Below are 19,615 nucleotides of genomic sequence, written 5' to 3' on the forward strand. Positions count from 1 at the left end.
GAATCATGCGACTCCCTTGCGTATCCGGTATTAGCTACCGTTTCCGGTAGTTATCCCAGTCTTGCAGGCAGGTTGCCTACGTGTTACTCACCCGTCCGCCGCTAAGTTAATCGGGAGCAAGCTCCCTCATAACTCCGCTCGACTTGCATGTATTAGGCACGCCGCCAGCGTTCGTCCTGAGCCAGGATCAAACTCTCCATAAAAGTAAAGTTTGTGACTCATTTTGAATCTGACGAGTTGTTACTCGTTATTTATTTCTCACTCGTTGTTCAGTTTTCAAAGATCAAGTTCACTTTCGCTCTTCACCGCATCTCAGCGGCGACTTTTATAATATATCACATTGCCGTTGATATTTGCAAGACTTTTTTTAAAAAGTTTTTTAGATTCAAAAAGCAAGGTTGCTTCTCTTCTCTTAGTTATGATCCTTACAAAATCAACGGTCATTAATTTATCATACAACCTGAATTGCTGTCAACCCCACGAATAGATTGAACTAAAAGAACAGACCCAGTTGTTAAATCAGCTATAAACTCTCCGGTGTAAGCCGGATCGATTCTTTAGTTCAGTCTATTTATTGTCGCCTTATGGCTTAGCTTGTGTACGGGTACGGCGGGCGTACTTGGATAACTCCTTAGAAGGTGCGAAACGGGCATACATGCGAAATACGGTATTATATCGTTTGGCAATTGCGCTGCGGATATCCTGATCGAGTCTCTGGTCACTTAGATCTAGGAGCATTTCGTCGAGTTCTTTGCGGAGCACGTAGTCGAGTTCTCTGCATTCTTTGTCATTAAACAGCATACCCAGCATGGTGTGAATTCCTCCTTAATTGTTAATCCCCGGTACGCTTTGTTTAACCTGCTTCTTGGGCAGATAAACCATATTCGGGAATCGCTTTACTGTTATGCTCATTTTCCTGGTAATTTATGAATCCTGAGGGAAAATTAAAATTAATTTTGCATCAAATGATAAGTAAACGTGCTTTCAATCAAGGCAGCGACTGCCAGCAGGACAACGACCCAAAGGGTGGTTCCGACAGCCGAAGTGAGGAAATTTTTCCACTCCTTGTTTAATGTTCCCGCCTTATTGGGTCTGCCGGAGACCAGCAGAGTTCTCCAAACTAATCCGCCAAATTTGATTCCGTAAGCGCTGGCAATAAGCAGAGCAGGTATTTCAATGATTCCATGCGGCAGCAGTCCTTTGACAATCAGCTGGCTGATGTTCACTCCCGCCTCCCCGCTTGCAGCTACCACAAATCCAAGCGCCATGCCATTCAGCAACAGAAACAGTGCAGGCAGCACACCAAAAAAGGCTCCCAGCCAAATAGCCAAAACACTCTTAGTAACATTGTTAATAAAAATAAAAACAAAAAAGTGCAGCTCAGGCTGAGCGCTTGCCTTCAGACCGCTGCTGACCTGTCTGAGTTTGTCAACTTCCCCTGAAATTAAAGACTGTAGGAAGGCTGTATTGACGGTTCCTAACACGATCCCTGCTGCAAATAAAAGAACTGCGATCAGCATGGACCGCTTATAACGGAGAAGAGGAAATGTAAGCATTTTTGAATTTGTACCTCCAATATTTATTTGGATTCACTGGCTTCCTAAGGATTAAACCTGTTTGGACCTACCTCTCACTCTTTGAAGACAGGACGAGGAGTCATATTGCCAGCCGGTACGAGCATACACTTGTACCAATTGATGTTGCAAATCTGATAACGAGAGGGTGCAGCCGCAGATGATGAACAACTTTTTTTATGTATTCAGCGGAAAAAAAATTAAGCGTTACTTCTTTATTGTCGCAGCCGCTTTGCTGGCAGCAGGGGTCGTCTACATGGAGAGCGACCATATTACGGTATTCTCTGAGAGCAGTCCTTCAGCCGTGTACAGCGTATCAACCGAAAAAAAGGTGATTGCTTTGACGTTTGATATCAGCTGGGGGGACAAGCGGGCTGAGCCCATTTTAAAGCTGCTCAAAGACAAAGGGGTGCAGAAAGCAACCTTCTTCCTCTCCTCGCCATGGAGTCAAACGCACCCTGAAATCGTCAAAGACATTCAGACTCAAGGATTTGAAATCGGCAGTCATGGGCATAAATATGAGAATTACAGCCAGCTCAGCGAAGAGGAGATCGCAAACCAGCTTAAGTCTGCCCATACCATTTTGACCAATTTGACGGGAGAGACACCCAAGCTGCTGCGTTTGCCAAACGGCGATTTCGATAAGAGAGTGCTGCGGATTGCTGACGGCATGGGATATAAAGTGATTCAATGGGATACCGACTCTCAAGATTACATGAACAAAGGCGCTGAAGCCATCGTAAACCGTGTTGTTTCAAAGGCCCATCCGGGGGATATCGTTCTGCTTCATGCCAGCGACATTGCCAAATACACCGAAGAGGCTCTCCCCGCCATTATTGACGAGCTTCGGGCGAAAGGGTATGAGTTTGTGACCGTTTCAGACCTGCTCGACCAGGCTAATACCAAAGGGACTGAAGTTAACGATGAGGCCTGGATCCGCCGTGAATTCGAAACCGCTGCCGGTTTTGGTCTTTAGATTTGATGATGCTTGAGATCCCCAGTCGCTGACTGGGGAGTTTTTTATTCTCAGGAATAATTCAATTTTCCCGTTCGCATACTATTCACAGCATGATGTAAAAAGGAGGAGCGAGCCTTGAAAGCGATCAGTTACTGCAGAACCTTTTGTCTTATCTGTTCCCTTATTCTACCTCTTGCCGCTTGCGGTTCCGAGCAGAGTTCATCCTCCCCCGCCCAAGGGGGATATAAAGAGACCAAGACCATGGTTATTGATATTCTAAAAACAGACGAAGGCAGAAAAGCGATCATGGAATCCCTTACCTCCTCTTCTGGGTCATCAAGCAGCAGCGAGGAATCGGGCTCAAGTTCAAGCTCAGATTCTGGATCCTCCGGAGATTCCGGGTCGGGTGAATCCGGTTCAAGCGGTTCATCTGGTAGTTCGGGGACTTTGGGGATTAAGATGCTGCTGCCTAATCAAAGCTACAACGACGTCCGGTTGGCAGTCAAGGAAACGATAACGGCTCCTGAATACAAGAAAGAAATTGAAAAAATCATGACAGATCCCCAGTTTGCGGGGGATTTTGCCAAGGTTATCAATTCTCAAAGCAAGGATCTTCATCTTCAATTGATCAAAGACCCGACTTATCAAAAGTCCGTGATGGACATCATGAAATCACCCGAGGTTGCCAAAATGTTTCTCGATTTGACCAAAACATCTGACTACCGCAAACAAACGATGACCATTATGCAGGAGGCCATGCAGAATCCGATCTTCAAAATGGAAATTATGGATCTGCTTAGAACGGTAGTTCAGGAGCAGCTGACGCCCGAGGTTGAAAAAAGCAGCCAGCAGAGCTCAGGACAGGAAGGAAGCAAAAGCGGCGGAGAAAGCGGAGGCAGCAACGGCGGCGGTGGCGGCGGAAGCGGGAGCGGAAGTTAGACAGAGGCCGCTTGTCGTTCGAGCTTGTCGTTCGATTATTAGAGAAGAGGAAAAAGGACCGACCATTCAGGTCAGTCCTTTTTTGCATTTTTCGATAATGCTGGCTGCTGCTTCTGCAAAAATCTTTGCTGTATGGGTATCCTCTTTATAGACGGACGGTGAAAAATCAGGCTCGGACAGATGGTTGTCCGGTGCGCCAAGGGGAACTTGAGCGAGCAGTTCAGTATGAAGCATTTCTGCCAAGCGCGCTCCTCCGCCCCGGCCAAAGATATAGTCTTTCTCCCCGCAAGAGGAGCACTCGTAATAAGCCATGTTCTCCACCACACCAAGCAGCTCGTGATCCGTCTGCAGCGCCATAGCCCCTGCTCTGGCCGCTACGAACGCGGCTGTGGCATGTGGAGTGGTCACAATGATCTCTTTGCTTTGAGGCAGCATTTGATGCACATCAAGCGCCACATCACCTGTTCCAGGCGGCAGGTCCAGCAGCAGGAAATCCAGCCCGCCCCAGTTGACATCCTCCAAAAACTGGCGGAGCATCCGCCCAAGCATCGGGCCACGCCAGATGACCGGATTATTTTCACGGACGAAAAAGCCCATCGACATCACTTTCACGCCAAACCGTTCTACCGGCATAATAACGCCGTCCTCAACGCTAGGAGCGTCTTCAATGCCCATCATGTCGGGAATGCTGAACCCGTAGATATCGGCGTCAATCAGCCCGACCCGCTGGCCTTGGCGGGCAAGCGCTACAGCCAGATTCGCGGTAACCGTGGATTTGCCAACGCCGCCCTTTCCGCTGGCCACAGCGATAAAGCTGACTCCGGAGGCTGGATCCATTAGCGGGAGCTTCTCAAGGCCAACTCCATGCCCCTTCAGGCTTCCCCCGCCCGGGCCTACCTCGTCGTCCTGAAGCTGGATTCCGGCCTTCTCACGCTCACTGGCGGAAGCCTCTCTATACCGGATATGAATATCCTCCACACCCGCCTGAGCCAGACGGCTCTTAATTTCATGGTCAAGTCTGCTTCTCAGCTCGTCCGTAAGGTCTGCTGTCACGACGGTCAAAGAAATTCGGTCCTCTTTAATCATCACGTCCCGTATCCACTGCATTTCTACCAAACTTTGCTCCAGATTTGGTTCTGCAACCGGCCTTAGGGCCGCCAATACCCATTCTTTAGTGATCATGAAAGCACACCTCGATTATTCTATAATTCAAGCCCAGGCTTGGTCTATCTGAATGTGCTTACATTATACATGATTCATTTGCTCAAGTGGTAGGTTTTGCTTTCTCGCCTGCTTCGTAGCGAAGAATGCCCTTATAGATGGAGGCAGCGACTTTGCGCTGATAATCCTCGTCACCCAGCAGCTTGGACTCGTCGGGATTGGACAGGAATCCTACTTCAACAAGAACAGAAGGGATCTTCAGCTCTTTAAGCAGGTATACATAATCCGCACTCTTGGCTATGCGGTCTGTATTTTCCAGATTGGTGCGCAGCTCTTCTTGTACCAAATCCGCGAATACCTTGCTCTCCGGATGGCTGGGATGGTAAAACGTCTGGGCGCCTCTCCATTTGTTCGAGGGAATGCTGTTCATATGAATGCTCACCATCAGCTTGGCTTCCTTCTCTTCGATTAACCGCACCCTTTTCTTTAAATCCTCCGTTTTGCGCTTGCTGTAGCCGCTGGTATCGGTATCGGCCAAATCTTTATCATCCTCACGCGTCATATAAACGATTGCCCCCGCCTGCTGCAGATAATCACGCAGATACAGGGCTACGGACAAATTAATCTCCTTCTCAATTGTCCCGTCTTTACTCGATGCCCCGCCATCAGGCCCTCCATGACCCGGATCCAGCGCGATCACTTTGCCAGCCAGCGGCAGACTCCAGTAGTTGGATACCCTCTTGACTGGAACTTCATAAAACAAAATGCCTGCCAGCAGAGTTAGGAGAACGGCCATAAATAGGATCCTTTTAACGTTGCTGACGGAAATCCACAGCGTAACTGTTTTTCTTTGTTTCATAAAAAAAACCACCTCCGTACCCATATAGACTCTAATCATCTATATGGGACAAGGTGGACGAATATACCGCTTAATGTGCGGCTTGCTGGGACATGCCGTTAATAAGCACTTCCGCTACTTCAGGACGTGTAAACTCAGGAGGCGGGCATTGACCGTCTCTAAGCAGAGCGCGTACCTTTGTGCCGGACAGGGTGAGGTGCTCTTCTTTGCCGTGAGGACATGTCTTGCTTGTCCCCATGTTGCCGCATTTCTTGCAGAAGAAGCTGTGTTCGAAGAACAGCGTCGTAATGCCGATCTCCTCAGGCGTGAAGTTGCTGAAGATTTCCTGCGCCTCATAAGTGCCATAGTAGTCGCCTACACCGGCATGGTCGCGCCCTACGATAAAGTGGGTGCAGCCGTAATTTTTCCGCACAAGCGCATGAAAAATAGCTTCCCGAGGGCCTGCATAACGCATGGCTGCCGGGAACACGCCAAGAAATGCACGATTCTGCGGGTAGTAGTTCTCCAGCAGAACAAGATAGCTGCGCATCCGGATGTCCGCAGGTACGTCATCGGATTTCGTTTCGCCGACAAGCGGATTCAGGAACAGCGCATCCACAATCTCCATCGCACTCTTCTGGATATATTCATGGGCACGGTGAACCGGGTTGCGGGTTTGGAAGCCCACAACGGTTCTCCAACCTTTTTCAGCGAAGATCCGTCTAGTCTCAGCAGGGTCGTAGTAGAACTCCTGAAACCGTTCAGGGGTTGGACGATTCAAGACGGTAACCGGACCGCCGACGTATAGAGGTGAGCGTTCGGAAAGCTTTTTCACACCAGGATGCTCAGGATCGTCCGTTTTGAACACCTTGCGCGCTTCTTCCTTCTGATCAACGCTGTAAATGCTTTGAACATCCAGCAAGCCGTAAATAACACCGTCTTCCTGGCCAACAAGAGCGGCCTGCCCGCCGATGGACAGTTTGCCCTTCTCCTCTTCTGTAATTGAAAGGGTAATTGGAATGCTCCACACTGTTCCATCCGCAAGACGCATGTTATTCACGACAGAATGGTAATCTTCTTCATTCAAAAAGCCTGTGAGCGGCGAAAACGCGCCTACCCCGATCAAATCCAAATCCGAAACCGCCCAGCGGCTGACTGCAATTTGCGGCAGGCCTGCTGCTTTGTTCAATAGTTCTTCTCGTTCTGCACCTTCGCTGATTCGATTAACCAATGTACCGCCATGAGGTAAAATTGCCGTCATTTTGTGGATGTCCTCCTTATTTATGCAATCCGCATTCTGTTTTCTCAAAGCCTGACCAGCGGCCCGCTCTTGGATCCTCGCCTGGCATTACTTGACGTGTGCAATGCTCACAGCCGATGCTTGGATAGTTCTGGTCATGCAGAGGATTGTAGAACACATTATTATCACGGATGTAATTCCAAACGTCTTCGGAAGTCCAGTCTGCGATTGGATTAAATTTAACCAGTCCAAACTTAACATCATATTCAATCTTCTTCGCATTAGCGCGTGTAGGCGCCTGATCGCGGCGGATACCCGTAATCCATGCATCATACTGCGACAAAATACGGGTAAGCGGCTCTACCTTACGGATGTTGCAGCAGTTTGTAGGGTCAACCGTCCAAAGCTCTGGTCCGTGCTGCTCAGTCTGCTGTTCAGGCGTAAGCAATGGAGATACACGCACAAAATCAATGTTATAGCGCTCAGCCAATACGTCACGTGTTTGATAGGTTTCTTTAAAATGATAATCGGTATCCAAATAGAAGATGTCCGTCTTCGGGCTAACCTTCTGCAGTAAATCCACCAAAACAACGTCTTCTGAGCCAAAGCTGCAGGCAAAAGTGATATTAGGGAACGTCTCCACAGCGAAGGCAATAATCTCTTCCGCGCTGGCCGTTTCGAGTTTAACCGCTTGCTCAGCGATAAGTTTCTCTTTCTCCATTAAGTTCATACTTCTCTCTCCTTCAGGCTAATTCTTGGCGATTCTATCATACATTAAAGCAAACAAGTCCGACTAAACTAATAAGAATTATAAAAGTAAAGTAACATTCGTATAAAATCCTGTCAATGCTATTTGATAAATTTATCCCAAATTGCAGCCACTCTTTCTCAATTGGGCCTTTGTTTATCTTATTAACGGGCATCCAAATTTGTAACTGTACACTTTAGTTTGTGAAAAACAAAAAAACCCTGGCCATAAGGCCAAGGGCTTTTGAATCCTTGATACACAAGGAATATTAACGTTTGGAGAACTGAGGAGCACGGCGAGCTGCTTTGAGGCCGTATTTCTTACGTTCTTTCATACGTGGGTCACGAGTCAGGAATCCGGCTTTCTTCAAAGCTGGACGGAACTCAGGGTCTGCTTTCAGCAGAGCACGGGAGATACCGTGACGGATTGCGCCGGCTTGACCGGAAATGCCGCCGCCGTTAGCGATAACGATAACGTCGTAGCTGTTCAAAGTTTCAGTAAGGTTCAAAGGTTGTTTTACGATCAGTTTGAGAGTCTCCAAACCGAAATATTCGTTGATATCACGTTTATTGATGACAATGCGTCCTTCACCCGGTACAAGGCGAACACGAGCTACCGAATGTTTACGACGACCTGTCCCATAGTATTGTACTTGTGCCATGAAACTGTCCTCCCTTTTAATTATCCGCGAAGTTCGTAAACTTCTGGTTTTTGTGCTTCATGTGGATGTGCAGTGCCTGCGTATGCTTTCAGTCTCAGCTTCATTTTCTCGCCTTGACGTGTTTTAGGCAGCATGCCGTGTACAGCAGACTCAATCATACGCTCAGGTTTAGTAGCAAGCAGGTCCTGAGCAACTGTCACTTTCAAACCACCTGGGTGCAGGGAGTGACGGTAATATTTCTTGTTTTGCATCTTCTTGCCTGTCAAAGTAACTTTGTCAGCATTGATAACAATTACGAAATCCCCAGTGTCAACATGAGGAGTAAATTGTGGTTTATGTTTGCCGCGGATCAGCGCAGCTGCTTCACTTGCCAAACGACCCAAAGTTTTGCCTTCAGCGTCAATGATGTACCATTTGCGCTCAACTTCGTTTGGCTTCGCCATATAGGTGGTACGCATGAAAAGATCCTCCTTCGTTCTCATCACAAATCGTCTTTTAGTATACGGTCAAATCAAGGTAACCCTTAAATTTTAAACCCGTATATTTATCTTCGTTCGTTGATTATTCATCGTTAGAAAAAGCATGTTGTTAAAACATTTTGTGCACTTCTTGACTCGGGGCCGTGGGATAGCCATCAAGAAACACAACTTATATTCTACAGGATAGAATATAAATACGCAAGTACTTTTAAGTATTTATTCCACCTCAAGAACCCACAGGCATAATCGGCCGATTCAAAAAGCAGAGACATTCTTTTTCAATCAAAAAAATTCAATCAAAAAGATCTCCGAACACATCCAAGACGGACTTTTTCTTCTTAGGCTTATAATGGCCTTGTCCGTGGGAAGAGTTGTATCCTTTGCCCTGCTGATAATAGGGATTCCCTGAACGGCGTTTGTACTCATCGTCATCATCATGGTCACGGTCATAATAACCGCGGCTTTCTGTCCACTCATTAAATGCAGGACGAATCTCGCGGATTCCGCCAAGCAGCTTATCCAGCTCCCCTCGGTCAAGCCAGACCCCTTTGCATTCCGGACACACGTCGATCAATACACCGTCTTTCTGAATTTCCTTCATCCGCACATCGTGACAAACTGGACATTTCATGTAATAGAGTCCTCCTTACCCTTTTTGAGGGAATACGTTAAGGTTAACGGGATGGTTTCAAAAGACTTGTATTGGGCCCCTAAGTTCATCCCTTACAGCTCTATTGCATCATACTCCACACTCCACAGCATTAACCCTTTGCTCTCAGCTGTAGGTCCTGCTGCTTTGCGGTTTACCGCCTCAAGAATGGTTTGTATATCCTCTGGCTTCCGTTTTCCTTCCCCAACCTCAAGCAGCGTTCCCACAATGATACGGACCATATGCTGTAGGAATCCATTACCAGTAAGCATGATATGAATGATCCCCTGCTCATTTGAGCCAGAATATAAAGGTGAGTTATCCACTTCAAGCGCTGCTTCATAGATGGTACGGACGTGGCTGGTTTTAGTGGAATGACGCGAAGCAAACGAAGTGAAATCATGTGTACCGACAAGATAACTGAGTCCTTGACGCATGGCTTCCGTGTCGAGCTTACCGGGATGGTGGAGCTGATAGTTCCTCCAGAACACATCGGGCACCCGGTTACCATTAATGGTATACCGGTAGGTTTTCCTTTTGGCTGAGCGTCTGGAGTGAAAATCAAGCGGCACTTCGTTTGCATCAATTATCCGAATATCTGCAGGCAGACGACCATTTAATGCCATCCTCCAACGTTCAAACGGAATCTTCGAAGACGTAATAAAATGAAACGGCTGCTGGCGTGCATGCACACCGGCGTCCGTCCGGCCAGAGCCATGGATTTTGATGCTTTCTCCCGTTAAGCCCTTTATCGCCTCTTCAATGCAATCCTGTACCGTATTTCCACCCGGCTGCGTCTGGAATCCATAGTAATTCGTACCGTCATAACAGACTGTCATCAGTAAATTGCGCAAATTTATGTCCTCCACAAATTGTTCATCCTCGCTTCAGAGGGAGGTTGAAACAGAAAAACTCTCCGATAGCTGAGCCATGCGGCAGCCGCTACAGAGAGTTTATCATCACAGCCAGGTTAGAAATACAACCTAAGCGCGGTCAACCAGTTCCAGGTAAACGATTGGAGCAGCATCGCCGCGGCGAGGTCCCAATTTCAGGATACGAGTGTATCCGCCTGGACGTTCGTTGTAACGAGGTGCGATATCAGCGAAAAGCTTTTGGATTGCATCCTGCTCTCCGTCGATAGATTCACGACGAACATAAGCAGCTACTTGACGACGAGCGTGCAAGTCACCACGTTTTGCCTTCGTAATCAGCTTCTCAGCGATCGAACGAACTTCTTTAGCTTTAGCCTCAGTAGTTTCGATACGCTCATACAAGAACAAATCTGTTACCAGGTCGCGAAACAAAGCTTTACGAGCGCTGGAGTCGCGTCCCAACTTTTGGTATGCCATCTGTTTTTCCCTCCCTTATCAAAGCTTAGACAGACGAGAATTAGTCTTCCGAACGGAGACCAAGCCCGAGCTCTTGAAGCTTCTCTTGAACTTCTTCCAAAGATTTACGACCAAGGTTACGAACCTTCATCATATCTTCTTCCGTCTTCGTAGTAAGCTCCTGAACGGTATTAATACCTGCACGTTTCAAGCAGTTATATGACCGAACTGAGAGATCGAGTTCTTCAATCGTCATCTCAAGCACTTTTTCTTTCTTGTCTTCTTCCTTCTCAACCATGATCTCTGCATCTTTAGCTTCATCAGTCAAACCAACGAACAGATACAGATGCTCAGTAAGGATCTTGGCACCAAGACTTACTGCTTCTTCCGGACGAATGCTGCCATCCGTCCAAACTTCCATGGTGAGTTTGTCGTAGTTCGTTACCTGTCCGACACGTGTGTTCTCAATAACGTAGTTCACACGGGAAATCGGTGTATAGATCGAATCGACAGGAATGACTCCGATCGGCTGATCCTCACGTTTATTCTTGTCGGCCTGTACGTAACCGCGTCCGCGGTTTGCAAAGATACGCATATGAAGTCTGGAACCAGGACCTAAAGTTGCAAGATGAAGATCCGGGTTCAGAATTTCAACATCGCTATCCGCACGAATATCACCTGCAGTGACAACGCCCTCGCCCTCAGCATCGATTTCGAGCACTTTCTCCTCGTCCGAATGAATTTTGAGCGAGAGAGCTTTCAAGTTCAGAATGATTTCCGTCACGTCTTCCTTTACGCCAGGAATCGTCGAGAATTCATGAAGAACACCATCGATTTGAACCGAAGTTGCCGCAGCACCAGGGAGAGAGGACAACAGAATACGCCGAAGCGAGTTGCCCAGAGTCGTGCCGTATCCCCGCTCAAGCGGTTCAACTACGAATTTCCCATAAGTACCGTTATCGTTAACTTCTACGGTTTCAATTTTTGGCTTTTCGATTTCTATCACTGCATTACCCTCCTTCGAAGCGTCGCTCCTAATGAAACTCTACCTGTGAGTTAAATTTCATGTAGTATGCCTAAACATCCATTGTTACCAAATGATGATGCCGTTATACCACACTAAAGGCTGGCTTCAATTAGACACGACGACGTTTTGGAGGACGGCATCCGTTGTGCGGAATCGGAGTTACGTCTTTAATCATGTTAACTTCGAGACCTGCAGCTTGAAGCGAGCGGATCGCAGCTTCACGGCCGGCGCCAGGACCTTTAACCATAACTTCGACAGTTTTCATACCATGTTCCATCGCAGCTTTAGCAGCAGATTCAGCAGCCATTTGTGCAGCAAATGGAGTAGATTTACGGGATCCTTTGAAACCAAGACCGCCTGAGCTTGCCCAGGAGATCGCGTTTCCGTGCGGATCAGTAATCGTTACAATCGTGTTATTGAAAGTGGAGCGGATATGAGCCACGCCAGATTCAATATTTTTACGGTCACGACGTTTAGTACGTACGACTTTTTTAGGTTTAGCCATTGTCTGTTATCCTCCCTTCTTACTTCTTCTTGTTCGCTACAGTACGACGAGGACCTTTGCGAGTACGAGCATTAGTCTTAGTACGTTGACCACGAACAGGCAGGCCACGACGGTGACGTACACCGCGGTAGCAACCGATTTCCATCAAACGTTTAATATTTAAGGAAATTTCACGACGCAGGTCGCCTTCTACTTTAACCTCTTTGTCGATCGTTTCACGTAATTTGCCCACTTCATCTTCCGTCAAATCCCGAACGCGAGTGTCCGGATTGATGCCTGTTTCAGCCAAAATTTTCTGGGAAGTCGTCTTACCGATTCCGAAAATGTAAGTCAAGGCGATCTCAACGCGTTTATCACGTGGCAAATCCACTCCAGCAATACGTGCCATTTTACGCTACACCCCCTTCTAAATTAACCTTGTTTTTGTTTGTGCTTCGGATTTTCACAAATTACCATAACGTTGCCCTTGCGGCGAATGACTTTGCATTTTTCGCAAATTGGCTTAACAGAAGGTCTTACCTTCATGCTTATTACCTCCTTAAAGTTTCCCATAGAGTAACTGGCCAAAAGCTACGAAATAAGTTTTAGTAAGTAAAACTGGCTTCAAAGCATTTCGCACAGTTCCGCTACGCAAAACTCTCTTCGCGAGCCTTATGAGGCTTCATGAAAGCCCAACTTTAATAGTATACCACAAATCTATTGAAAAGCGGTAATGGAATCTATTTACGATAAGTAATACGGCCTTTAGTCAGATCGTAAGGTGACAATTGTACGACCACTTTATCTCCCGTAAGGATACGAATGAAGTGCATCCGCAGCTTACCAGAAACATGGGCAAGAATTTGATGACCGTTCTCAAGCTCTACTCTAAAAGTAGCATTCGGCAGCGGTTCAATAACCGTACCTTCGACTTCAATGACATCTTCTTTAGCCAAAGTCAGTCTCCTTTCTCTTCGGTTCTAGTATCGGTGAATTGCTGGAACGATATAACTGCATGACGCAATTTTCCGTTCGTAACCCGACCGTTTTCGTTTAAACTGTTTACAACCTCTTCGCTTATCCAGGACGTTAGCTCCAAGTGCTGGAGATTTTTGCGTTTGGCTTGATCAAACTTGCGTTTGTCACCATCCGAAATACGAACAAACTTATCGTCAATCCGTTCGACTATGACTCCATAGGAGCCAGCGTCTTTCCCTTTCAACACCTTAACTAACTGTCCGATTTGCCCATTTCTGATATCCACTAAATACTCCACCTACGCATTCAGCTTTGTGAGTATTTCCATGCCATCCTTCGTCACAGCAACTGTGTGTTCGAAGTGCGCGCATAAAGATCCATCAACGGTCACGACAGTCCAATTGTCCTCAAGCGTTCTAACATAACGCTTACCGGCATTAACCATCGGCTCGATAGCAAGAACCATACCTGGTTTAAGTCTTGGTCCGCGATCAGGAACACCATAGTTTGGAATTTGTGGTTCCTCATGCAGCTTTGTGCCAATGCCGTGACCGACATATTCACGTACTACCGAAAAACCTTCCTTCTCAATATAGGTCTGAATCGCATGAGATATTGTAAACAAGCGGACATCCGGCTTCACAAGTTCAAGCCCGGCATATAAAGAGCCTTCCGTTACATCAAGGAGTTTCTGAGCTTCATCAGAGATGCGGCCAACCGGATAGGTCCAGGCAGAATCCCCATGATACCCTCGGTACTCAGCGCCGATGTCGAACGTGACGATGTCGCCTTCGTTTAACTTACGTTTACCGGGAAATCCATGCACCAATTCTTCATTAACCGAAGCGCAAATGCTGTAAGGAAAACCGTTATAGTTCTTAAAAGATGGCACCGCGTCTTGACTGCGAATGTACTTGTCGGCAATTTCATCAAGTTCTCCCGTCGTAATGCCCGGCTCGATCGCTTGGGCCAAGATCTTATGCGTTTCCGCTACGATCCGCCCCGCTTCTCTCATAAAGCCCAGTTCCGTTTCGGATTTAATGATGATCATTACACTTAACCTCGCAATAAGGATACGATTTGTTCCGAAACCGTTCCTATTTCCTGTTCACCGTTTACTTCACGCAGTAATCCTTTATCTTCATAAAACTTGAGGAGTGGTGCTGTTTTGTTGATATATTCGTCGAGTCGAGTACCCACACTTTCTTCATTGTCATCAGAACGCTGGTACAGCTCACCGCCGCATTTATCACAAACACCTTCCTGTTTAGGAGGATTAAAGATCACATGATAAGTGGTTCCGCAGGATTTACAAATGCGGCGTCCAGTCAGGCGCGCCATCAGTTTGTCGCGGTCCACTTTCAGGTTGATGACATGATCGAGTTGACGGTTTTGTTCGGAAAGCAATTCTTCAAGAGCCTCCGCTTGTGAAAGAGTTCTTGGAAAACCGTCCAAGAGAAAGCCTTTTTCACAATCGGGCTGCTGAAGGCGTTCACGCACAATCCCTACGGTTACATCATCAGGCACCAGCAGGCCTTGATCGATATATTCTTTGGCTTTAAGGCCAACAGGCGTTCCTTGTTTAATCGCCAGACGAAATGCATCGCCTGTAGAAATATGAGGAATACCGAATGTACCGACAATGACTTCAGCTTGTGTTCCTTTTCCTGCTCCAGGAGGTCCCATGAATAGAATGTTCATGTCTTATCGCTCCCTCTCTGAGTAACAGTTGCTGCATGAAACAGCACGAAAGGCGCCAGGCGAGATCAAAACGCACAACCCCGATCCTGGAACCTGTCGCCTACTTCTTAATAAAACCTTTGTAATGCCGTTTGATCAATTGGCTTTCGATCTGCTTCATTGTATCCAATGCTACACCAATGACGATTAGCAGTGAAGTACCGCCGATTTGCACGGATTGAGGAAGTCCAGCCAAAGCTCCGAATACAACCGGAAGGATGGAAACCGCAGCCAGGAAAATCGCGCCGGTCATTGTCAAACGTGACATAACTCGAACCAAGTACTTCTCTGTTGTTTTACCAGGACGGATGCCTGGAATATATCCACCATTTTTCTTCATTTGATCCGCCATTTGAGTCGGATTCATCTGAACGAAAGTGTAGAAGAAAGTAAAGCCAATAATCATAATTACGTACAATACGATACCTAGCGGATCGCTGGTTCTTAAATGTGTGGTAATCCATTTAGCCCATGTGTGAGTCGACCAGAAGTTCGCGATAATAACCGGAAACTGTAGAAGAGACACAGCAAAGATTACTGGAATAACACCCGCCGCATTAATCTTAAGCGGAATGTGAGTGTTTTGTCCGCCATACATTTTGTTACCAACAACACGCTTAGCGTATTGTACAGGGATTTTTCGAATAGCCTGTTGAATGTACACAACCCCAACAACAATCAGAACACAGATAATCAGGATGATCACTGTCTTCATCGTGTTATAGAACGGCTGGCCATCCTTAATGAAATCAGACTTTGCTACCGCTTGGATGTGCTGCGGAATAGCAGCCACGATACCAGCAAAGATGATAATAGATATCCCGTTGCCGATCCCTTTTTCGGTAATTTGCTCACCCAGCCACATTAGGAACGAAGTACCTGCTGTCAATACAATTGCAATTAGAAGATAATCAACAAACGTAGCGTTTGGTACCATCTCCGTACCATACAAGCGGTTAAAGCCGATAGCCATTGCAAAAGATTGAATCAGACCAAGAATAACCGTACCATAACGGGTAAGCTGAGCTGATTTCTTCTTCCCTTGCTCGCCTTGTTTAGCCCATTCAGCCAGCTTTGGGATAACATCCATGGAAAGCAGCTGTACGATGATCGATGAAGTAATATACGGCATGATCCCGAGCGCGAAGATAGAGAAATTCTTTAGAGCGCCTCCGGAGAAGGTGCTTAAAAGACCGAACAGTTCGCTACCGGCATTATTTGTTGTATTAAACACATCTTTATTAACACCCGGTACCGGTACGAATGTACCGATCCGGTAAATAATAAAGATAAATAATGTAAACAGGATCCGGTTGCGGAGTTCCTTCACATGCCATATATTCTTAACCGTTTTAAACATTAGATCACCTCAGTTTTACCGCCGGCAGCTTCGATCTTCTCTACCGCAGATTGAGAGAACTTGTTAGCTTTAACAGTTAGCTTGACAGTGAGCTCACCGTTGCCCAGGATTTTGATTCCGCTTTTTGCGTCTTTCACAATCCCTTGTGCAAACAACAGCTCAGGAGTCACTTCAGTATCCGCAGCAAAGTTGTTCAAAGTATCCAAGTTCACAATCGCGTACTCTTTACGAGTAGGATTCACGAAACCACGCTTTGGCAAGCGACGATACAAAGGGTTTTGCCCCCCCTCAAAGCCAGGGCGAACGCCACCGCCGGAGCGGGCGTTTTGACCTTTGTGACCACGGGAAGAGGTTTTACCCATACCGCTACTTGTACCGCGACCTACGCGTTTGCGTTCTTTGCGGGAACCAGGAGCTGGAGAAAGTTCATGTAACTTCATCGTTCGTTGCACCTCCTTAATTAAGTGTCAGTAGTTCTAAGAAGCTTAAATTAAACTTCTTCAACTTTAACCAGGTGATTTACATGATTGATCATGCCGCGAATTGCAGCATTGTCTTCATGAGTCACGGTTTGGTTGATTTTGCGAAGACCCAAAGTCTTAACAGTAGTACGTTGGTTCTCCGGACGGCCGATCAAACTCCGTACGAGGGTAATTTGAAGTTTTGCCACTTGGATTCCCTCCTTAACCGAGAAGTTCTTCGACGGTTTTACCGCGTAATTTCGCCACATCTTCAGCGCGCTTCAGACGGGACAAGCCCTCCAAAGTTGCGTTGACCATGTTGATGGAATTCGAAGAACCTAAAGATTTTGTCAAAATGTCGCCTACACCAGCCAATTCAAGAACCGCACGAACTGGACCGCCAGCGATTACACCAGTACCTTCAGAAGCCGGCTTCAACAATACGCGGCCAGCGCCAAAGTGACCAGTAACAAGGTGAGGAATAGTTGTGCCAACGAGTGGTACATGAACCAGATTTTTCTTAGCATCTTCGATGCCTTTACGGATCGCATCTGGAACTTCGCCAGCTTTACCGATACCAGCGCCTACCCAGCCTTTGCCGTCGCCGACAACAACGAGAGCGCTGAAGCTGAAACGACGTCCGCCTTTAACTACTTTAGCTACGCGGTTAATATTAACAACTCTTTCAGTCAATTCAAGAGTATTCGGATCTACACGCAAGTCGTTTACCTCCTTTTGAAAAATATCTTAGAATTCAAGCCCTGCTTCGCGAGCAGCGTCAGCCAGCGCTTGAATACGTCCATGGTACAAGTAACCTCCACGGTCAAATACCACGACTTTAACACCTTTATCTTGACCACGTTTTGCAATCAAAGTGCCCACTTTACGAGCGGATTCGACGTTAGCGCCATTACCGATTTCAGAAGCCAGTTCTTTGTCCACTGTAGAAGCGGAAGCCAAAGTTACACCAGCAACGTCATCGATCAATTGTGCATAGATGTGCTTCTCAGAACGGTAAACGTTCAATCTTGGACGCTCAGCAGTTCCTTGAACTTTCTTACGCACTCGCAGATGTCTTTTCAAACGTGCTTTATTTTTATCACCTTTTGTAATCATGAGTTTCATTTCACTCCTTTCGGATTACGATGCAAGCAGACTAACATTAAAAAGCCAGAGGGGGCCGCGGTAAAGAAGATTATTTCTTCTTACCAGCTTTACCCTCTTTGCGGATGATACGTTCGCCTTCGTATTTGATACCTTTACCTTTGTAAGGTTCAGGCTCACGTACGGAGCGGATTTTAGCAGCGTAAGCACCTACGCGCTCTTTGTCGATGCCTTTAACGATAATCTTAGTGTTCGAAGGAACTTCGAACTCAATACCGTCTTCAGGCGTGATTTCAACTGGATGGGAGTAACCAACGTTCAGAACGATCTTCTTGCCGGACAAGCTTGCGCGGTAACCGACACCCACCAGTTCAAGGTTCTTAGAGAAACCTTCTGTTACACCACTTACCATGTTGTTAACAACACTACGTGTTGTACCGTGAAGGGAACGATGCAATTTATTATCAGAAGGACGTTCAATGTTGATGACATTGTCCTCAACTACGACCTTCATGTCTTTATGAAGCTCACGAGTCAAGGATCCTTTAGGACCTTTAACTGTAATAACCGTGTTATTCAGTGTGACATCCACACCACTTGGTACTGTAATTGGTTTGCGACCAATACGGGACATTTGCTGCACCTCCTTGTTTTGTGACGTTTATTACCAAACGTAGCAGACAACTTCGCCGCCGGCTTTAGACTGGCGAGCTTCCTTGTCGGTCATAACACCTTTCGATGTTGAAATGATCGCGATTCCCAAACCGCCGAGTACACGAGGAATCTCGTTGCTCTTCGTGTAAACGCGAAGACCTGGTTTACTGATTCTCTTAAGACCAGTAATAACGCGCTCGTTGTTAGCGCCGTATTTCAGGAAAATACGGATCATTCCTTGTTTGTTATCGTCGATATATTCCGCGTCGCGGATAAAACCTTCACGCTTCAAGATTTCAGCGATTTGTTTTTTAATCGTCGAAGCAGGCATTTCTACAGTTTCGTGACGCACAGTGTTTGCGTTACGAATACGTGTAAGCATATCTGCAATAGGATCTGACATAGTCATTCGTGTAAACCTCCTTCCCGATCTCGTTAATTACCAGCTTGCTTTTTTCACGCCAGGGATCTGGCCTTTATAAGCTAATTCACGGAAACAAATTCTGCAAATTTTGTACTTTTGCAGGACTGAATGTGGACGACCACAACGTTCGCAACGAGTATAAGCTCTTACTTTGAACTTAGGTGTGCGTTGTTGTTTTACTTTCATCGAAGTTTTAGCCACTTTAGCCTGACACCTCCTAAATATTTTCGGAGAATCTTGAATTTATTACTTAACGAAAGGCATTCCAAGTTGAGTCAACAGTTCACGGGATTCTTCATCCGTTTTTGCTGTAGTTACGATAACGATGTCCATGCCACGTACTTTATCAACTTTATCATACTCGATCTCAGGGAAAATCAGTTGTTCCTTGAGGCCCAGTGTGTAGTTACCGCGGCCGTCGAATGCTTTATTCGATACGCCATGGAAGTCACGTACACGTGGAAGCGTTACGTTGAACAATTTGTCCAAGAAGTAGTACATACGATCGCCGCGAAGAGTTACCTTTACGCCGATTGGCATGTTCTCACGAAGCTTAAATCCAGCGATGGATTTCTTCGCTCTTGTGATTACTGGTTTTTGACCAGCGATCAGTTCCATTTCAGCTACAGCTGCATCAAGTACTTTCGAGTTGGAAACCGCGTCGCCTACACCCATGTTGATAACGACTTTCTCGATTTTAGGCACTTGCATTACTGTAGTGTAATTAAACTTTTGAACCAAAGCAGGTGTTACTTCGTTCTGAAAACGTTCTTTAAGTCTTGCTGACATGAATGGTGTTCCTCCTTTC

General features: G+C 46.5%; 30 protein-coding genes and 1 rRNA gene. 2 read left to right on the top strand and 29 right to left on the bottom strand.

Annotated elements, in window-relative coordinates:
- From FCN15_RS16100 to FCN15_RS16110, 3 genes are all read right to left on the bottom strand, one after another.
- Positions 1–203: ribosomal RNA gene (locus FCN15_RS16100) — 16S ribosomal RNA — on the bottom strand; the annotation flags it as partial.
- 379 nt (positions 204–582) lie between these two features.
- On the bottom strand, positions 583–810 hold the full coding sequence (locus FCN15_RS16105) for a hypothetical protein (protein WP_138496019.1): 228 nt from the start codon (positions 808–810) through the stop codon (positions 583–585).
- A 140-nt stretch (positions 811–950) separates the two neighbouring features.
- Positions 951–1,556: a stage II sporulation protein M gene (locus FCN15_RS16110; RefSeq protein WP_138496020.1), complete on the bottom strand. Its 606-nt coding sequence runs from the start codon at positions 1,554–1,556 to the stop codon at positions 951–953.
- Between the two features lie 181 nt (positions 1,557–1,737).
- On the opposite strand from FCN15_RS16110, the gene pdaB reads away from it, so the two are divergent.
- On the top strand, positions 1,738–2,550 hold the full coding sequence (gene pdaB / locus FCN15_RS16115; RefSeq protein ID WP_138496072.1) for a polysaccharide deacetylase family sporulation protein PdaB: 813 nt from the start codon (positions 1,738–1,740) through the stop codon (positions 2,548–2,550).
- Between the two features lie 117 nt (positions 2,551–2,667).
- Positions 2,668–3,471, top strand: coding sequence for a spore germination lipoprotein GerD (gene gerD / locus FCN15_RS16120; protein ID WP_420819587.1), 804 nt, complete (start codon positions 2,668–2,670; stop codon positions 3,469–3,471).
- Positions 3,472–3,537: 66 nt separating this feature from the next.
- Here the strand turns inward: gerD and FCN15_RS16125 are convergent, their stop codons facing one another.
- From FCN15_RS16125 to rplE, 26 genes are all read right to left on the bottom strand, one after another.
- Positions 3,538–4,653, bottom strand: coding sequence for an Mrp/NBP35 family ATP-binding protein (locus FCN15_RS16125; protein ID WP_138496021.1), 1,116 nt, complete (start codon positions 4,651–4,653; stop codon positions 3,538–3,540).
- A gap of 82 nt (positions 4,654–4,735) precedes the next feature.
- Positions 4,736–5,491: an N-acetylmuramoyl-L-alanine amidase CwlD gene (gene cwlD, locus FCN15_RS16130; RefSeq protein ID WP_138496022.1), complete on the bottom strand. Its 756-nt coding sequence runs from the start codon at positions 5,489–5,491 to the stop codon at positions 4,736–4,738.
- Between the two features lie 70 nt (positions 5,492–5,561).
- A complete protein-coding gene (sat, locus tag FCN15_RS16135) occupies positions 5,562–6,731 on the bottom strand; it encodes a sulfate adenylyltransferase (protein ID WP_138496023.1) in 1,170 nt (389 codons plus the stop codon).
- Positions 6,732–6,747: 16 nt separating this feature from the next.
- On the bottom strand, positions 6,748–7,440 hold the full coding sequence (locus FCN15_RS16140; protein WP_138496024.1) for a phosphoadenylyl-sulfate reductase: 693 nt from the start codon (positions 7,438–7,440) through the stop codon (positions 6,748–6,750).
- Positions 7,441–7,726: 286 nt separating this feature from the next.
- Positions 7,727–8,119: a 30S ribosomal protein S9 gene (gene rpsI, locus FCN15_RS16145; RefSeq protein ID WP_068698182.1), complete on the bottom strand. Its 393-nt coding sequence runs from the start codon at positions 8,117–8,119 to the stop codon at positions 7,727–7,729.
- 20 nt (positions 8,120–8,139) lie between these two features.
- The gene (gene rplM, locus FCN15_RS16150; protein ID WP_138496025.1) at positions 8,140–8,577 is read right to left on the bottom strand and encodes a 50S ribosomal protein L13; all 438 of its coding nucleotides are present in this window, start codon (positions 8,575–8,577) and stop codon (positions 8,140–8,142) included.
- Positions 8,578–8,890: 313 nt separating this feature from the next.
- Entirely contained in the window at positions 8,891–9,229 is a 339-nt protein-coding gene (locus tag FCN15_RS16155; RefSeq protein WP_138496026.1) for a TFIIB-type zinc ribbon-containing protein, read from the bottom strand.
- A gap of 92 nt (positions 9,230–9,321) precedes the next feature.
- Positions 9,322–10,101, bottom strand: coding sequence for a tRNA pseudouridine(38-40) synthase TruA (gene truA, locus FCN15_RS16160; RefSeq protein ID WP_138496027.1), 780 nt, complete (start codon positions 10,099–10,101; stop codon positions 9,322–9,324).
- Between the two features lie 129 nt (positions 10,102–10,230).
- Positions 10,231–10,596, bottom strand: a complete 366-nt coding sequence (gene rplQ, locus FCN15_RS16165; protein WP_138496028.1) for a 50S ribosomal protein L17 — start codon at positions 10,594–10,596, stop codon at positions 10,231–10,233.
- A gap of 40 nt (positions 10,597–10,636) precedes the next feature.
- Complete coding sequence (locus tag FCN15_RS16170) at positions 10,637–11,581, bottom strand: DNA-directed RNA polymerase subunit alpha (protein ID WP_138496029.1); 945 nt, start codon at positions 11,579–11,581, stop codon at positions 10,637–10,639.
- 130 nt (positions 11,582–11,711) lie between these two features.
- Positions 11,712–12,107: a 30S ribosomal protein S11 gene (rpsK, locus tag FCN15_RS16175; RefSeq protein ID WP_009226663.1), complete on the bottom strand. Its 396-nt coding sequence runs from the start codon at positions 12,105–12,107 to the stop codon at positions 11,712–11,714.
- Between the two features lie 19 nt (positions 12,108–12,126).
- Complete coding sequence (gene rpsM, locus FCN15_RS16180; RefSeq protein ID WP_138496030.1) at positions 12,127–12,495, bottom strand: 30S ribosomal protein S13; 369 nt, start codon at positions 12,493–12,495, stop codon at positions 12,127–12,129.
- 23 nt (positions 12,496–12,518) lie between these two features.
- Positions 12,519–12,632 carry a 50S ribosomal protein L36 gene (rpmJ, locus tag FCN15_RS16185; RefSeq protein ID WP_003333770.1) on the bottom strand — a complete coding sequence of 38 codons (114 nt, stop codon included), beginning with the start codon at positions 12,630–12,632 and terminating at the stop codon, positions 12,519–12,521.
- 194 nt (positions 12,633–12,826) lie between these two features.
- Complete coding sequence (infA, locus tag FCN15_RS16190; RefSeq protein ID WP_007132547.1) at positions 12,827–13,042, bottom strand: translation initiation factor IF-1; 216 nt, start codon at positions 13,040–13,042, stop codon at positions 12,827–12,829.
- Between the two features lie 2 nt (positions 13,043–13,044).
- A complete protein-coding gene (locus tag FCN15_RS16195; RefSeq protein ID WP_138496031.1) occupies positions 13,045–13,350 on the bottom strand; it encodes a KOW domain-containing RNA-binding protein in 306 nt (101 codons plus the stop codon).
- A 12-nt stretch (positions 13,351–13,362) separates the two neighbouring features.
- Entirely contained in the window at positions 13,363–14,115 is a 753-nt protein-coding gene (gene map / locus FCN15_RS16200) for a type I methionyl aminopeptidase (protein WP_138496032.1), read from the bottom strand.
- 5 nt (positions 14,116–14,120) lie between these two features.
- Entirely contained in the window at positions 14,121–14,765 is a 645-nt protein-coding gene (locus tag FCN15_RS16205) for an adenylate kinase (RefSeq protein WP_138496033.1), read from the bottom strand.
- 100 nt (positions 14,766–14,865) lie between these two features.
- On the bottom strand, positions 14,866–16,164 hold the full coding sequence (secY, locus tag FCN15_RS16210; protein WP_138496034.1) for a preprotein translocase subunit SecY: 1,299 nt from the start codon (positions 16,162–16,164) through the stop codon (positions 14,866–14,868).
- On the bottom strand, positions 16,164–16,604 hold the full coding sequence (gene rplO, locus FCN15_RS16215; protein WP_138496035.1) for a 50S ribosomal protein L15: 441 nt from the start codon (positions 16,602–16,604) through the stop codon (positions 16,164–16,166). Before rplO ends, secY begins: the two co-directional genes overlap by 1 nt.
- A 50-nt stretch (positions 16,605–16,654) precedes the next feature.
- A complete protein-coding gene (gene rpmD, locus FCN15_RS16220) occupies positions 16,655–16,834 on the bottom strand; it encodes a 50S ribosomal protein L30 (RefSeq protein WP_138496036.1) in 180 nt (59 codons plus the stop codon).
- Between the two features lie 13 nt (positions 16,835–16,847).
- Positions 16,848–17,345, bottom strand: a complete 498-nt coding sequence (gene rpsE / locus FCN15_RS16225; protein WP_044482508.1) for a 30S ribosomal protein S5 — start codon at positions 17,343–17,345, stop codon at positions 16,848–16,850.
- Positions 17,346–17,372: 27 nt separating this feature from the next.
- Positions 17,373–17,741: a 50S ribosomal protein L18 gene (rplR, locus tag FCN15_RS16230; protein WP_138496037.1), complete on the bottom strand. Its 369-nt coding sequence runs from the start codon at positions 17,739–17,741 to the stop codon at positions 17,373–17,375.
- A 79-nt stretch (positions 17,742–17,820) separates the two neighbouring features.
- Entirely contained in the window at positions 17,821–18,363 is a 543-nt protein-coding gene (gene rplF, locus FCN15_RS16235; protein WP_138496038.1) for a 50S ribosomal protein L6, read from the bottom strand.
- 30 nt (positions 18,364–18,393) lie between these two features.
- A complete protein-coding gene (gene rpsH / locus FCN15_RS16240; protein WP_138496039.1) occupies positions 18,394–18,792 on the bottom strand; it encodes a 30S ribosomal protein S8 in 399 nt (132 codons plus the stop codon).
- 30 nt (positions 18,793–18,822) lie between these two features.
- On the bottom strand, positions 18,823–19,008 hold the full coding sequence (locus tag FCN15_RS16245; RefSeq protein WP_009226651.1) for a type Z 30S ribosomal protein S14: 186 nt from the start codon (positions 19,006–19,008) through the stop codon (positions 18,823–18,825).
- 45 nt (positions 19,009–19,053) lie between these two features.
- On the bottom strand, positions 19,054–19,596 hold the full coding sequence (gene rplE, locus FCN15_RS16250; RefSeq protein ID WP_138496040.1) for a 50S ribosomal protein L5: 543 nt from the start codon (positions 19,594–19,596) through the stop codon (positions 19,054–19,056).
- Between the last annotated feature and the right edge of the window lie 19 nt (positions 19,597–19,615).

The organism is Paenibacillus pinistramenti, from assembly GCF_005869875.1.
Classification (GTDB): Bacteria; Bacillota; Bacilli; order Paenibacillales; family Paenibacillaceae; genus Fontibacillus; species Fontibacillus pinistramenti.